Below are 14,743 nucleotides of genomic sequence, written 5' to 3'. Positions count from 1 at the left end.
CCCACAATTTGTTAAGTTATATTTACTTAACTTCTACTGCAGCACCAGCTTCTTCTAAAGCAGCTTTTGCTTCTTCAGCAGTTTCTTTATCTACACCCTCTTTGATTGTAGATGGTAAGCTTTCACATGCTTCTTTTGCTTCTTTTAGTCCAAGACCAGTTAAAGCACGAACAGCTTTAATAACACCGATTTTTTTCGCACCAACGTCAGTTAAGATAACATTGAATTCAGTTTGCTCAGCAGCAGCACCGCCAGCTTCACCAGCAACACCGGCAACAGCAACAGGTTGTGCAGAAACACCAAATTTTTCTTCAAATTCTTTTACAAGCTCAGAAAGCTCAAGAACAGATAAACCAGAAATAAATTCTAATACGTCTTCTTTAGTAACAGCCATAATATAGCTCCTTGTTTTTTATTAATTTTTTGTTTAGTGAAATGAATCACTATGAAATAGGGCTATTAAGCCTCTTCTTCTTTTTTTCTACGTAAAGCATCGATTCCAACTGCAAGGTTTGTAATTGGAGCCATCCAAGTAGCAGCAAGCATACCAAGAAGCTCATCACGACCAGGAAGTTTGGCGAATGCTTCAATTTTAGCTACGTTTGCAGGTTCTTTATCTAAATAACCGGCTTTAATCACGAACTTGTCATGATCTTTAGCGAAATCAGCGGCAATTTTTGCAGCATTGATGACATCATCAGACCAAATAAAAATATTTGTATCTTTGATTTCAACACCGCTCATTTCAGCATTATTCAGTGCAATTGTTGCTAAAGTATTTTTAACAACCTGAACACTTGTGTCTTTTGCACGAGCAGCTTTACGTAACTCTTCTAGTTGACTTACTGTCAAACCTTTGTAGTCACAAATAACAACTGCTGTAGTATTAGCAAATGAAGTAGTTAATTGTTCAATTACTTCAGCTTTTTTTGACTTAAGCATATATAGTTCTCCTTTCCAGACATAACTTCAAGAGGGGCGAAAGGTAACGATTAAGCTAACTGCCGACACGGCAGATACCCCCAACTATCTTTAGTCCAAGTAATTCAGATTTCCAAAACGAAAATCTTTATTGTAATATATCCATTATATCACAATAAAAATTTTCACACTCCCACAAAGGAGAGATGAAAATTATTTAATATCAGCTAATTCTATAACATCAAGTTTAACAGCAGGACTCATTGTTAAGCTCAATGCAGCATTTTTAATGTAGCGTCCCTTTGCAGATGCAGGTTTTTGCTTATTAATTGCCACAAGAAAAGTAGTTAGGTTTTCTTCAATTTGTTTCGCATCAAAACTTGCTTTACCGATACCAGCGTGGATATTACCTTTTTTATCAACCCTAAAGTTAACCTGACCGCCTTTAACATTGTTAACAGCAGTAGCAACATCTGGTGTAACTGTACCAGTTTTAGGGTTAGGCATTAAACCTTTTGGTCCTAAAATACGACCTATTTGACCAACAAGGCCCATACAATCAGGTGCTGCAACAACTACATCAAAGTTAAAGATACCTTCTTTAATTTGTGCAACTAAATCATCAGTTCCAACAATATCTGCACCGGCAGCTTTTGCTTCATCAGCTTTTGCACCTTTAGCAAATACAGCAACACGAACTGTTTTACCTGTTCCGTGAGGAAGAACGATAGCACCGCGAACCATTTGGTCAGCATGACGTGGGTCAACATTCAAGTTCATTGCAATTTCAACTGTTTCGTCAAATTTTGCACTTTTTAAATCTTTTACAGTTGCAGACGCTTCTTCTACACCGTATGATTTTGTATTATCAATTTTTTCTAATAATTGTTTATATCTTTTGCTCATTACAAATCTCCATATTAATTCTGCCACATAATTTTAAATCATTGTGGTCGATGATTGTTTTTGAAATTAGTCTTTAATTTCTATACCGATTGAACGTGCAGAACCGGCTAATGTATTAGCAGCCATATCTTTGTCATCTGTATTTAAATCTTCAATTTTTGCTTCAACAACTTCCATAAGCTGTGCACGAGTCAATGAACCTACTTTGTTTTTAAGTGGGTTATCACTTCCTTTTTTAAGGCCAGCTGCTTTCATCAATAATTCAGATGCAGGTGGTTGTTTTGTAACAAAAGAGAAACTTCTGTCATTATAAACAGTAATAACAACAGGAACTTTGAATCCCATTTTATCTTTTGTTTTTTCATTAAACGCTTTACAGAATTCCATGATGTTAACACCACGTTGTCCTAGTGCTGGTCCTACTGGTGGTGCCGGGTTAGCTTTACCAGCTTCAATTTGTAGCTTGATATAATCCATGACTTTTTTTGCCATAATCTTTCCTTTTTATGAATTTAAATTATTTTTTCGACTTGAGTGTAAGAGATATCTACAGGTGTAGCTCTTCCAAAAATCGAAACATTAAGTTTTAGAGTACCATGTTCTAAATCATACTCGTCAACAGTTGCTGTAAAGTTAGCAAAAGGTCCATCAATAATACGAACAGTTTCACCATTATCAAAAAATACTTTTGGTTTTGGTGCTGCACGGTTATTTACACGATCTAAGATAACATTAATGTCATGTTCACTTAGAGGTGTAGGAACATTACCCTCACCGATAAAACCTGAAACTTTCGGTATAGATTGAATCATATGCTGTATTTCTGTATTTAAATCTATACGAGCAAATACATATCCAGAATATAAAGATCTTTCACTTACTTTTTTCTTTCCATCTTTTACTTCTATAACATCCTCAGTCGGGACAATTACATCTGTAATATAATCTTGTAAACCATGTTCTTCTATCATATTAAAGATTGCATCTCTAACCGTTCTGTCGCTACCATAGGTCTGTATAGAGTACCATTGATGTGCCATAACTAACTCCTTAACCTAAAATTACAGACATAATAGATGACATAAGTAAATCAACCAATGCAAGAAATGCAGCCACTGCTGAGACAACGATTACAACGGCGATATATGCTTGTTTTACCTGACCTTTGGTAGGAAAGATAACTTTACTTAACTCTAATCTTGCATTACTGATAACTTTACTTAAATTCATCTATTTCTTTCCATATATTGAAATGTCATTTATTATAAATAAAGCAGATCTGCTCTACTAATAATAAATGTGTGGCAGGCGTAGAGAGGCTCGAACTCCCAACACCCGGATTTGGAATCCGGTGCTCTACCATTGGAGCTATACGCCTAAAAAAAGAGCGAAGCTTACAGCTTCATCTCTTTGTGATTTGTGTGCTCTTTACACCATTTACAGTATTTTCTTACTGAAAATTTCTCAGTGTGAGTCTTTTTGTTTTTTGTTGTGTGATAATTACGTCTTGTACATTTCTCACAACCTAAGTGAATTGCTTCTCTCATGTTAAATTACCTTTTATAGGATTTTGCATATTCGCATGAGCGAATTATGCAAGAATCTCTGCAACAACACCAGCACCAACTGTTCTACCACCTTCACGGATAGCGAACTTAGTACCTTGTTCCATTGCAATTGGGTGAATTAACTCAGCAGTAATACTTACGTTATCACCTGGCATAACCATTTCAGTACCTTCTGGTAAAGTGATTGCTCCAGTAACGTCTGTTGTACGTACATAGAATTGTGGACGATAACCATTGAAGAATGGAGTATGACGACCACCCTCATCTTTACTTAGAACATAAATTTCTGCAGTAAACTTAGTATGAGGTGTAATTGTACCTGGCTTACAAAGTACTTGACCACGTTCAACTTCATCTTTCGCAATACCACGAACTAGGATACCACAGTTATCACCAGCTTCACCCTGCTCCATTTCTTTACGGAACATTTCAACACCAGTAACAGTAGTTTTTTGTGTATCTTTGATACCAACGATTTCTACTTCTTCACCGACTTTAACTACACCACGCTCGATACGTCCAGTAACAACTGTACCACGACCAGAGATTGAGAAAACATCTTCAACAGGCATTAAGAAATCTTTGTCAGTTTCACGTACTGGTTCAGGAATGTACTCATCAACAGTATCCATAAGTGCAACAATTTTTTCAGACCATTCACCAAGAGTACCAGTTTTTGCTTCTTCAAGAGCTTTAAGAGCAGAACCTGCAGTAATTGGTGTATCATCACCTGGGAATTCATACATATCTAAAAGTTCACGAATTTCCATTTCAACTAGTTCTAATAACTCTTCATCATCAACCATATCTTCTTTATTCATGAAAACAACGATATATGGTACACCAACTTGTTTTGAAAGAAGGATATGCTCACGAGTTTGTGGCATTGGGCCATCCGCTGCAGAAACAACAAGAATAGCACCATCCATTTGTGCAGCACCGGTAATCATGTTTTTAACATAATCCGCGTGACCTGGACAATCAACGTGTGCATAGTGACGTGTATCAGTTTCGTACTCTACGTGTGAAGTAGCGATAGTAATACCACGCTCTCTTTCTTCAGGTGCGTTATCGATTGCATCATAATCCATAAATTTTGCACCATTTTTAACTGCAAGCACTGCAGTAATAGCTGCTGTTAATGTTGTTTTACCGTGATCAACGTGACCAATAGTACCAATATTAACATGGGGTTTGTTACGTTCAAACTTTTCTTTTGCCATAGTTTTCTCCTACTTTAATTGTGAATTGAAATGGAATTATACCCAAAAATCATTCAATTATTGCTTAATTAAAACATAATCTTTGCTTTTATGGAGCTCACGAGCGGATTTGAACCGCCGACCTCTTCCTTACCAAGGAAGTGCTCTACCCCTGAGCCACGAGAGCAAACGAGATTATACTAAGCAATAATTGAATAATTCTTTTTTATTTTAATATTAGTTTTTTTGTGATTAGATTACTCTATAAATTTATTTTTACAAAAATATATAGATTATATGAAGTAAGATAGAAATTATACTTCAGCTTCCAGAATCACTAGTGGAGCGGGTGAAGGGATTCGAACCCTCGACAGCCTGCTTGGAAGGCAGGAACTCTAGCCACTGAGTTACACCCGCATGTGAATGGTGGTGGGAAGAGGAGTCGAACCTCTGAACCCATAGGGAGCAGATTTACAGTCTGCCGTCGTTGGCCACTTGACTATCCCACCACGTTTACATTTTAAAATGTTTTTCTGGTCTAACACTGTTTCTAATATTCAAAATTCAATGGTGCCGACACGAGGATTTGAACCCCGGGCCTGCTGATTACAAATCAGCTGCTCTAGCCAACTGAGCTATGTCGGCATCGAATTTGAGCCAGAATTATAGTGCAAAATAAAATCAATGTCAAGGGTTTTTGCTAAAAAGTTATAAAATCACCGTCTTTTAGTATAATCGGCTTGAAATTTCCCCTGAATGCTTCTATTTCTGTGGAAATTTCTTCCAAACATGATGGTTTTATATGATTAATGTAAAGAGTAATATCATCTCTTTTTAATTTTTTTAATGCTTGAAAAAGCAGTTTTGGTGTTAAATGTTTGCTTACTTCTGCCAATGTTTGCATATTTGATGAAAAAGAGCACTCCACTACTAATGATTTTATCTGCATATCATTATTTACAGTATTGATTATATTCTCCAATGAAAATGTATCTGCAGTAATGAGGACACCTGCATTATTTACTTTATATATGTATCCGCAACTTGGTACGGTGTGGTCGGTACGAACAGGTGTCAAAGTAGTCTGTTTATCTAGATGATATTCTTCATTTAAATATAATTCACTATATTTTACAGCTATTACATCAGAGTTTTCTAAAGGGATTTTAGAAAAATCCGGCCATATAATGTCATTTAAAAAGTGTTCTTTGAGTGCTTGAATTGTTTGCGGCAGTCCTATAATATTTAATGTTTTACTTCTTTTGCAAAAATAGTTATCTATAATATAAGCAATATCTGAGATATGATCAAGATGCGAATGTGTCAAATAGATGTTCTCTATATGTAAAGAGTCTTCTGCTAAAGCATCTAAAAGGTTCCCCGCATCTATAACCGTGTGACGGTTCAACATAAATGAGGTCGTGCCGAAACCCTTCGCTTTCGTTCCGTATGCTCCCAATATTTTGATACTGTTTTTATACATTCTATACACTTTTTGCTGTTTTGAAACTATTATAGCATTTATGTAGATATAATTGCATTAATAGTTTTTACAAAGGTATATGAATAATGTTAAAAATATTATTTTCCCCATCAGAAGGAAAAAAGAGCGGTAGCGATGAAAAGCCTAAAGAGCTTTTTGGTGCGCTAGATGCCAGAAAAGAAATTTTAGACACTTACAATAATATTGTTCTTAGCGGTGATGAAGAAAAAATAAAACAGTTATTTGGTTTTAAAAAATTCAGTGAATGTCAGCCATACATCAATGATCTATACAATTCACCTTTAATGGCTGCCATACAACGATACCAGGGTGTAGCCTATGATTATTTACAATATGCCTCGCTCACTCCGAATGCACAAACATTTTTAAAAAGCAATACCTTGATATTTTCAAATCTTTATGGTCCTATACTTGGCGGCGATATCATTGCTAATTATAAAGTAAAGCAAGGCAACAGCGTTGGAGATATTTCGCCAGACAAGTTTTATAAAGAACGCTTTTCCTATCAACTTGATTTATATCTTACAGGACATGATGTTTTAGATTTGCGGGCAGGTTACTATGACAAATTTTACAAACTCTCAAAACCTTACACTACTTTGAAGTTTTTAAAAAACGGTAAAACAGTTTCACACTGGGCCAAAGCATACCGAGGCATAGTTTTGCGTGAAATTGCTAAAGCCGGTGTAAACACTTTAGAAGATTATATGAAACTAGAGATAGAAAATTTGCAGATTCATGAGATAATAGAACAAAAACTAAAAAGAGAAATAGTTTACAATATAGTAGAATAGGAGACAAACATATGAAAGACTCACAAGAGTACAAAGATAAAAAAGCATTTTTTGAAAAAATCATCACTCTCTATGGCAGAAATGTTATCGTGGAAATTTTACAGGATAAATCCATTGAAATCCACAAACTGCATCTTGCTGATTCAAACAAACCGGACGGGGCTGTCAAAAAGATTCTTCTGCTTGCAAAAGAGAGAGATATTGAAATTGTGAAGCATGATAAAGCCGCTCTTTCACGCATAAGCAAAAATGCAAAACAGGATCAAGGTGTTGCGATTGATATTATTTCAAAAACATATTTACATGTAAACATGCTAAAAGAACTTACAAAGTACAGACTTATAGCACTTGACGGTATACAAAATCCTCAAAACTTAGGAATGATTATTCGCTCATGCGCGGCCGGAAACATTGACGGCATTATACTGCCAAAGAAAAACTCGGCAAAAATCTCTCCGCTTGTTGTAAAAGCAAGTGCCGGCACACTTTTCAAACTGCCTATATATTTTTGCAATACTCTCCAAGAGGTATTAACCGAGCAACAAGAAGCAAAAATCTACACACTCTCTTCATATGCCAAAACCACTATTTATGACATTCAAGAGAGTGAAAAAACAATATATGTTTTAGGAAATGAAAACGAGGGAGTGAGTCATGAAGTCGCGAAACTATGTAATAATTCTGTCTCAATTCCTATGAACAGAGGTGTAGAATCTTTAAACGTCGCTGTGACGGCTTCACTCATTGCATTTATGACATCATAATTTCATAAGGACGTTTAATCTCTCGAACGACCTCATCGACACTCATATGACGGGATTTCCTTAAAAATTCTTTGCCGTCTAAAAAAACTAAAATGGTAGGAATGGCAAAAACACTAAAATGTGCAGCAATCTCCTGCTCAATTGAAGTGTCAATGCTTATCACTGTAAACTCTTTAAAATTTTTATCTATTGCCTCTAGTAATTTTGGTTTAAGTGCATGGCATACATTACATGTAGGTGCTGAAAAGTATAACATCACTGCCAAATTTTCTTTTATTGTCTGCTCTATATTTTTTATTGTATTCATAATAAAATTATACTGTATAATTCTCTTATGAGTTCAATTATTTTTTCAATTCTCAGTATTTATGTTTTTATTCTTATGGGGTATATATCCAAAATGAGTTTTAAAGACAAAATTGATGAGCGGACTATTACCCTCTTGAATGTCTACTTTTTACAAGTTTTTTTAACCTTTTGGGGGCTTTTACTGCATCCTGTAAATATTACACTGCTCTATGCACCCGGTATATACCTCTTTATAGTTATTTTTGTACTACTTATTTCAGCACTTTTTGCTTCAAAACTTTTTTCACAAAAAAAAGAGTATTCCATTGCTATGGTGGCATCCATTATAGGAAACACGGGTAATCTGGGCATTCCTCTAAATATAGCAATTTTTGGTGAAGCTTCTATACCTTATACAACTGTTGTCAACCTTGTAAACGTATTTGTTGTCTATACTGTAGGTGTCTACTTTTATTCCCGTGGTAATTTTAATGCAAAAACATCACTAAAAAATATTATCAAACTGCCTATACTCTGGGCTGCTGTTATTGCTATTGTTTTAAGCGTCAATCACTATACACCTTCGGATGCAGTGATGAATATGCTGATGATGGGCGCTTATGCCTCTATGACTATGCAGCTTTTCCTGTTTGGTATCTACCTGTATGATATTAAAATACGAGAGATTAATAAAAAACTTATTACCTGGGTCATGTCGCTAAAGTTTATCTTCCTGCCGCTTATCGCTTTTATTATTTTATTTAATATCAACTTAGAGCCGATGATAAAAGGTATAATATTTATAGAACTTTTAATGCCTCTTGCCGTTGCCAATGTCAACCTTGCCTCATTGTATGATTGTGAACCAAAACTTGTAACAGCACTGGTTTTCATCTCCTCTGTTCTTTTTTTAGGTGTTATTTTTTTCGCAGTAAAAATACTCTCGTATCTAGCTTAAGAAGAACAGCTCAGTTTTATATTTTTTGCACTTTGGGTGTCGGTTTTGCAAGATACTCCAGCTCTTTGTATTCATCAAAAGGGGCAAGTGCCACACTCAGCAAATCTTTTACCATTGAGAAGTCGTATTTGCCTGCTTTTTCAATAGCCTCTTGGATGAAAAACCTGATATGCTTCTCATTGTTTCTAAAGCAGAATCCTCATCAAATCTCAATCTCGCACCGCTTTTAGAGGCACTGCCTCAAACCTATGAGGGCATTGCAAACAGGCTCAGTCCCTCTATGCATGGGTGGCCGATTATTACAGAAGTAGAAAAAGCGATATCACTGATACAGCTTCCCAAACCCAAAACAAATAAATGCAAAGTCGCAAGAGAGCCCAGCCAAGAGTCAAAAGAGGTTGTACTCAAGCGAAGAAGCATACATGTAATGGATAAAGAAAAATCTATGATTACAAAAGAGCAGTTTCATACGCTCTTAAAATCAATCGACTGTTCATTAGACGGCAAAGAAAACGCCATACATCTTGCGATATTTCTCCACCGTGAGAAGAGTATACTCAGGGGCTCTACTTAGTTGACAGCAGAATTCAAACAACATCACCGTATGAAAACAGGACATAGCCATTCATAAGTATTTGTGATATAATTATCATATGAATAAAATATTAGATTTTTTAACATTGGAAAGAGGAGATGATTTTTGCAATAGAAGATATATTGTCATAAAATTTGCACTCCTCTCCAGTATCGTTTTGTTTTCTCTTTTTATTTTTATTAATCTCTTTATGCATCAATATAAGGCATCTGTAATAGATTTCATATCTGCTTTTGTTGCCATCTTCGCATATATTTATATGCAAAATTCAAAAAATATCATTTTAACTATTCGTATTGCTACATTCAACATTGTTATCTTTTTTCTTATTTTTGCTTACATCTCTCAAGCTGAACATTTTTCTTTAATATGGACTATTTTTGTCCCTATTTTTGCCATCATTACTAACGGAAAGAGAGTAGGTTTATATTTTTCACTCCTTTTTTATGCAATACTTTTCGTGCTTTCATATCATTATATTAATGTATGGGATTCCGGCCAGTGGCTTTTTACTGATTGGATGCGATTAGTCCTTGCTTCAACTGTTTTAACGCTCTGTATGTATATCTATGAGGCACTTTTAGACAAAGCACAACAAGATTTACAACGTGCTAGAGCGAAAGAACTTCAAAGAACTAAAGAACTGCACCTCCAATCAATTACCGACCAGCTTACAGGTTTGTACAACAGAAGATATTATGACAACATGATAGTAAAACTCGCTGCTTTGGCTAAAAGACAAAATCTTTGCATCACATTTTTCATTTTAGATATTGACTATTTTAAATTATATAATGACAATTATGGACATATTCAGGGTGATGAAGCTCTTATTGAAGTAGCGCAGGTACTAAAAAAGCATATACAAAGAGGAGATGATTTCGTTTTTAGGCTCGGTGGGGAAGAGTTCGCAGGAATAATTCTCTCAAAAGAGAAACAAAAGGCACAACAATGGGCATCTCAACTTACAAAAATTATAGAAGATTTAAAAATAGAGCATAGAACATCAAAAATATCTGAGTTTTTAACAGTGAGTATAGGTATTGCCACGCTCTCACATCCGCAAGAGAACAATATAGGTTTACTTTATAAAGACGCCGACAAAGCTCTGTATACTGCCAAATATAATGGCAGAAACCAAAGCCAAATCAGTCAAGAATCAAACTAATTACTTTATTTTTGAAAGTACTGCATCTACAGTAAACCCGAATTTCTCAAACAGATCTTTTGCCGGTGCAGATGCACCAAATGTATCCATACCGATGACTTCATCAGCAAAACGGTACCACTCCAATCCACGAGCCGCTTCAATAGCCACTTTTTTCGTATCTGGAATTATGATTTCATCTATGTATGCTTTATCTTGCTCTATAAATAAATCATAACAAGGCACAGAAACAACATTTGCCGGTACACCTTTTTCATTGAGTGCTTCTTTTGTTTTTAGCGCCAATTCAACTTCACTTCCTGAAGCCATAAGCGTAATTACGGCATTTTCATCACTTGCTAAAAGATATCCACCACGGTTGATTTCACCTTTTACAGGAGCAGGTACAACTGCAAGACTTTGACGAGAACATACAAAAGCAGACGGCGAGTTCTCCATTGCAAGTGCTGTTTTCCAAGCCTCTATATTTTCCGCTCCATCAGCCGGACGCCATACATAAAAGTTAGGTAATGCACGAAACTGTGATAATTGTTCAATCGGCTCATGCGTAGGACCATCTTCACCTACACCGATACTGTCATGCGTCCATATAAAGAACTGTTGAATACCAGAGAGTGCCGCAATCCTCGCTGCAGGTTTCATATAATCTGAAAAAACAAAGAATGTAGAAGTAAACGGCATCAAAGGACCATAAAGTGCCATTGCATTTGCAATAGCCGCCATAGCATGCTCACGAATACCAAAATAGATATTTTTACCCTTAGGATAAACACCCATATCATTCAGATATGTTTTATTAGACGGGCTTAAATCTGCCGAGCCTCCTATAAATCCTGGAATAGCTTTGGCGATAGCATTCAGTATTTTTCCGTTTGTATTTCTTGTTGCGTCCGCTTTTTCAAAAGCCGGCCACTGTATTCTTGAATAATCATGGTTTAAAAGAGCTTTTAGTGCTTCATTTTGTTCCATTAAAGGAGCAGTTTTAAGTGAATGAATCCATTCGCGCTCTACTAAATCACCCTCTTCTATAGCACATCTAAAACGTATCATGACATCTTGGGGAACAAAGAACTTTTTCTCAGGATCAAAACCTGCACCTCTTTTTCCATCGGCAATAACATCTTCTCCAAGTGGAGCACCATGTGCATGGTGAGAACCTTCAAGAGGACCTGCACCCTTTGCAATGATAGTATTTGCTATAATTAAAACTGGTCTGTCAGCTTTTTTCGCCTGCGTTATAGTCGCATCAATTTCAATATAATCATGTCCGTTACACTCTAACACTTCCCAGCCCTGAGCTTCAAAACGTGCACGAATATCTTCAGAAATACTCAAGTCCGTATTTCCTTCAATAGTAATACGGTTTGAATCATAAATCAAAATGAGATTGTCAAGTTTATTGTGCCCTGCAAGTGAACAGGCCTCATAACTTATACCCTCTTCCAAGTCACCGTCACCACAAAGACAATACACATGATGATCAACGAGTTTTGCAGTTTCAGAGTTTACCTGTGCACCTACAAATTTTGAGGCCATTGAAAAACCAACAGCATTGGCAACACCTTGGCCCAAAGGACCTGTTGTAATTTCTACACCTTCAGTGTGACCGTATTCCGGATGTCCCGGTGTTTTTGAATCAAGTTGACGGAACTGCTTCAAGTCTTCCATCTCCAAGCCATATCCCCAAAGGTAATAGAGTGAATATATAAGACCCGTTGCATGCCCGCCTGAAAATACAAGTCTGTCACGATTAAGCCACTGAGGGTTTTTTGGATTATGATTGAGATGTTCACTTAAAACCACTGCAACATCTGCAAGCCCCATCGGTGCACCCGGATGGCCTGAATTAGCCTTTTGCACCATATCTGCTGCTAAAAATCTTATTGTGTTTGCCATTTTTTGACGCATTTTATTAGTATCCATATTATTGTTCCTTGTGTCTATTTATATACTTCGTTAATAAAGGTGACAACTCACGCTGTAAGCTCTCATCAAAATTACACATTTCATTATTTAGCTCATCTGCTAAAATATTTGCCTCATTTGTTGCTTCTTCAAGCCCCAAAATAGTAACAAAACTGTTTTTATCTTCATCATTATTTGTCAGTTTTCCTGCCTCCTGGGAGCTTTGGGTTACATCTAAAATATCGTCTTGAATCTGAAACAACAATCCTAGCTTAATTCCAAAATCATAGAGTTTATCTGCTGCATCATCCCGTCCAACAATCAAAGCTCCCATTTTTAAAGAAGCTGCAATGAGTTTTGCCGTTTTGTTTGTATGGAGTGTTTTAATATCTTCAACGGCTAAGGGCTTATTTTCAAAATAACAGTCAATCGCCTGCCCCAAAACCATACCGTTGAGTCCACCGTTACTTGCAAGTTCACGAATGAGTTTTACTCTTGTCTCATCTGAAAAAGGAGCATTTGCCAATACTTCAAAAGAGTAGGTATTGAGTGCATCTCCGACTAAAATCGCAGTTACTTCATCGAAGCTTACATGTAAAGTAGGTTTACCACGACGCAGGGGTGAATCATCCATAGCAGGCAGGTCATCGTGGATAAGAGAATAAGTATGCAAGAACTCTACTGCCAAGGCTGCATGTCTTGCAGATTCCAGCATTAAAGGGTTATAAGCTTTAACAACACCAAGTAAAAGCGCAGGACGAAATCTTTTGCCGCCGGCTTCAAGCATATTTTGCAATGCACTCTCGTAAGTAGGGTGAATGCTTTTTGATGTTGGTAAGTTGTCTAATAAAAATTGCTCGAAGTTTTGCATTTGAAATTGTATTGTTTTTCTACTTAATATTTACAAAAAACTGAAACTTATTACGCTCAAATAAAAGTGAGGAATAATCTTTAAAATTTTCTATATAGCGGCGCAGTTCATTCTGGTTTTGGACAGCAACTCCGTTTACCTGAATCAGCTTGTCTCCAATTTTAAGCCCGTAACTTTGAAACTTTTTATTCAAAGAGCTTACATGTAAGCCCTCATCAAAATAAATGCCTTTTTGTTCTAAAAATGTATCGCTCAAAAAACCGCCGCCATATCTTTGTCTGCTTTGGACTTTAAAGGTTAGAAACTTTGCACCGCGTTTTACTTTTACTGTATGTTTTGAGCCTAGGGGACTAAAAAGAATTTTTCTCATTAATGATGCGGCATTTTTAATTTTTTTATTATCATACATTACTATACAATCTTGCACTTTAAAAGGGTTGTTTGTTATAAATGGGTCACTTGCATTTACCAACACCAATCTATTTTCATCATGCACACGTATTCCAATATCAGAATAAAGGGCTGTTTTTGTTTTGAGAAAATATTGCAGATACTCTTTTTCAATAACTCCTTTGTAGCTTACTATGGCCTCTAAAGAGCAGCAACTACTGCTAATAATAGCCGGTGCAGGAAGTTTTTGATTATATTTTCCAAAAAAATTGAGTCCTATTTGATGCTGTACTATTCTGCTTTCTTTGGCCGTCTTATCATTAAGTATAGCTGTTCCAAGCTGTAGGCGCATATTAATATCATAGGGATAGGCAAAAGGTTTTTGATCTTCTATAAGATAAAGAGATAAGAATGGGTCATATTTTAAAATTTTAGATTTTGGCTTCTTATGTGAATAAACAATGCGCTGATCATATTTTATAGGAATATAAAGAGAATTTTGTTGCATAATTTTTGCATCTTTTGCTTTTTGAACACAGGAAGTATAGCCGCCTTTGCAGGCATAAAGATTTAGAAAAAGAAGATGAAACGCTATAAATAGGCGTAACACCTATTTTAGTCCACCAAGCATGCTCATTGCACTGCTTTGTTGATTTTGTTGTACCATTTTATTTGCATCATTGATGGCACCGATAAGCAATATCTGTAGGGCTTCTTTATCTTCTAAAAGTTCATCATCAATACTTAAATCAATAACTTCACCGTTACCGTTAAGTGTAAGCTCAATCAATCCGCCGCCGCTTTTTACGCTAAAAGTTTTAGAGGCAAGTTCTTCTTGAAGTTTTGCAGCATTTTCCTGCATCCCTTCAAGCATTTTTCCCATATCGCCCAAATTACTAAACATTATTC

The 14,743-nt window shown here is 36.0% G+C and carries 19 protein-coding genes and 5 tRNA genes; 5 read left to right on the top strand and 19 right to left on the bottom strand.

Going from position 1 to position 14,743, the window contains the following annotated elements; translation table 11 throughout:
• Positions 1–22 precede the first annotated feature (22 nt).
• The 14 genes from rplL to SAUT_RS01545 form a co-directional block, all read right to left on the bottom strand.
• Positions 23–394 carry a 50S ribosomal protein L7/L12 gene (gene rplL, locus SAUT_RS01605; protein WP_013326122.1) on the bottom strand — a complete coding sequence of 124 codons (372 nt, stop codon included), beginning with the start codon at positions 392–394 and terminating at the stop codon, positions 23–25.
• 65 nt (positions 395–459) lie between these two features.
• Complete coding sequence (rplJ, locus tag SAUT_RS01600; RefSeq protein WP_013326121.1) at positions 460–942, bottom strand: 50S ribosomal protein L10; 483 nt, start codon at positions 940–942, stop codon at positions 460–462.
• A gap of 192 nt (positions 943–1,134) precedes the next feature.
• Positions 1,135–1,827: a 50S ribosomal protein L1 gene (rplA, locus tag SAUT_RS01595; RefSeq protein WP_013326120.1), complete on the bottom strand. Its 693-nt coding sequence runs from the start codon at positions 1,825–1,827 to the stop codon at positions 1,135–1,137.
• A gap of 66 nt (positions 1,828–1,893) precedes the next feature.
• Positions 1,894–2,319, bottom strand: coding sequence for a 50S ribosomal protein L11 (gene rplK, locus SAUT_RS01590; protein ID WP_013326119.1), 426 nt, complete (start codon positions 2,317–2,319; stop codon positions 1,894–1,896).
• A gap of 20 nt (positions 2,320–2,339) precedes the next feature.
• Complete coding sequence (nusG, locus tag SAUT_RS01585; protein WP_013326118.1) at positions 2,340–2,867, bottom strand: transcription termination/antitermination protein NusG; 528 nt, start codon at positions 2,865–2,867, stop codon at positions 2,340–2,342.
• A gap of 10 nt (positions 2,868–2,877) precedes the next feature.
• Positions 2,878–3,057, bottom strand: a complete 180-nt coding sequence (gene secE, locus SAUT_RS01580; protein ID WP_013326117.1) for a preprotein translocase subunit SecE — start codon at positions 3,055–3,057, stop codon at positions 2,878–2,880.
• A gap of 72 nt (positions 3,058–3,129) precedes the next feature.
• Positions 3,130–3,205, bottom strand: a tRNA-Trp gene (locus SAUT_RS01575).
• A 16-nt stretch (positions 3,206–3,221) separates the two neighbouring features.
• Complete coding sequence (rpmG, locus tag SAUT_RS11125; protein ID WP_083778292.1) at positions 3,222–3,374, bottom strand: 50S ribosomal protein L33; 153 nt, start codon at positions 3,372–3,374, stop codon at positions 3,222–3,224.
• 44 nt (positions 3,375–3,418) lie between these two features.
• Positions 3,419–4,618 carry an elongation factor Tu gene (gene tuf / locus SAUT_RS01570; RefSeq protein WP_013326116.1) on the bottom strand — a complete coding sequence of 400 codons (1,200 nt, stop codon included), beginning with the start codon at positions 4,616–4,618 and terminating at the stop codon, positions 3,419–3,421.
• 91 nt (positions 4,619–4,709) lie between these two features.
• Positions 4,710–4,784, bottom strand: a tRNA-Thr gene (locus tag SAUT_RS01565).
• Positions 4,785–4,938: 154 nt separating this feature from the next.
• Positions 4,939–5,014, bottom strand: a tRNA-Gly gene (locus SAUT_RS01560).
• A gap of 7 nt (positions 5,015–5,021) precedes the next feature.
• Positions 5,022–5,106: transfer RNA gene (locus SAUT_RS01555), tRNA-Tyr, on the bottom strand.
• Between the two features lie 59 nt (positions 5,107–5,165).
• Positions 5,166–5,242 (bottom strand) — tRNA-Thr (locus SAUT_RS01550).
• Between the two features lie 55 nt (positions 5,243–5,297).
• Positions 5,298–6,080 carry an MBL fold metallo-hydrolase gene (locus tag SAUT_RS01545; RefSeq protein ID WP_013326115.1) on the bottom strand — a complete coding sequence of 261 codons (783 nt, stop codon included), beginning with the start codon at positions 6,078–6,080 and terminating at the stop codon, positions 5,298–5,300.
• 86 nt (positions 6,081–6,166) lie between these two features.
• Between SAUT_RS01545 and SAUT_RS01540 the strand changes: the two genes are divergently transcribed.
• Both SAUT_RS01540 and SAUT_RS01535 read left to right on the top strand, forming a co-directional pair.
• Complete coding sequence (locus SAUT_RS01540; protein ID WP_013326114.1) at positions 6,167–6,895, top strand: YaaA family protein; 729 nt, start codon at positions 6,167–6,169, stop codon at positions 6,893–6,895.
• A gap of 11 nt (positions 6,896–6,906) precedes the next feature.
• Positions 6,907–7,659, top strand: coding sequence for a TrmH family RNA methyltransferase (locus tag SAUT_RS01535; protein ID WP_013326113.1), 753 nt, complete (start codon positions 6,907–6,909; stop codon positions 7,657–7,659).
• On the opposite strand, the gene SAUT_RS01530 is transcribed toward SAUT_RS01535, so the two are convergent.
• Entirely contained in the window at positions 7,646–7,966 is a 321-nt protein-coding gene (locus SAUT_RS01530) for a thioredoxin family protein (RefSeq protein WP_013326112.1), read from the bottom strand. The two genes, SAUT_RS01535 and SAUT_RS01530, sit on opposite strands and share 14 nt — an antisense overlap.
• A gap of 27 nt (positions 7,967–7,993) precedes the next feature.
• On the opposite strand from SAUT_RS01530, the gene SAUT_RS01525 reads away from it, so the two are divergent.
• The 3 genes from SAUT_RS01525 to SAUT_RS11000 all read left to right on the top strand — a co-directional run bounded on the left by SAUT_RS01525 (position 7,994) and on the right by SAUT_RS11000 (position 10,668).
• Positions 7,994–8,905 (top strand): AEC family transporter, encoded by a 912-nt coding sequence (locus tag SAUT_RS01525; RefSeq protein ID WP_013326111.1) that lies wholly within the window; start codon positions 7,994–7,996, stop codon positions 8,903–8,905.
• A 151-nt stretch (positions 8,906–9,056) separates the two neighbouring features.
• Complete coding sequence (locus SAUT_RS01520) at positions 9,057–9,479, top strand: hypothetical protein (protein ID WP_013326110.1); 423 nt, start codon at positions 9,057–9,059, stop codon at positions 9,477–9,479.
• 79 nt (positions 9,480–9,558) lie between these two features.
• A complete protein-coding gene (locus SAUT_RS11000) occupies positions 9,559–10,668 on the top strand; it encodes a GGDEF domain-containing protein (protein WP_013326109.1) in 1,110 nt (369 codons plus the stop codon).
• Here SAUT_RS11000 and tkt read toward each other — a convergent pair whose 3' ends face one another.
• From tkt to SAUT_RS01495, 4 genes are read right to left on the bottom strand one after another with little or no spacing between them, the layout of a single operon-like run.
• Positions 10,669–12,591: a transketolase gene (gene tkt / locus SAUT_RS01510; protein WP_013326108.1), complete on the bottom strand. Its 1,923-nt coding sequence runs from the start codon at positions 12,589–12,591 to the stop codon at positions 10,669–10,671. It lies immediately after the preceding gene.
• A 1-nt stretch (position 12,592) separates the two neighbouring features.
• The gene (locus SAUT_RS01505; protein ID WP_013326107.1) at positions 12,593–13,444 is read right to left on the bottom strand and encodes a polyprenyl synthetase family protein; all 852 of its coding nucleotides are present in this window, start codon (positions 13,442–13,444) and stop codon (positions 12,593–12,595) included.
• A gap of 19 nt (positions 13,445–13,463) precedes the next feature.
• The gene (locus SAUT_RS01500; protein ID WP_013326106.1) at positions 13,464–14,444 is read right to left on the bottom strand and encodes a DUF7488 domain-containing protein; all 981 of its coding nucleotides are present in this window, start codon (positions 14,442–14,444) and stop codon (positions 13,464–13,466) included.
• The gene (locus SAUT_RS01495) at positions 14,445–14,738 is read right to left on the bottom strand and encodes a YbaB/EbfC family nucleoid-associated protein (RefSeq protein ID WP_013326105.1); all 294 of its coding nucleotides are present in this window, start codon (positions 14,736–14,738) and stop codon (positions 14,445–14,447) included.
• Positions 14,739–14,743: the final 5 nt, after the last annotated feature.

The sequence above is a fragment of the Sulfurimonas autotrophica DSM 16294 genome (genome assembly GCF_000147355.1).
GTDB lineage: Bacteria > Campylobacterota > Campylobacteria > Campylobacterales > Sulfurimonadaceae > Sulfurimonas > Sulfurimonas autotrophica.
The sequence above is the reverse complement of the archived record's forward strand: the minus strand, read 5'-3'. Positions and strand labels throughout refer to the sequence as shown.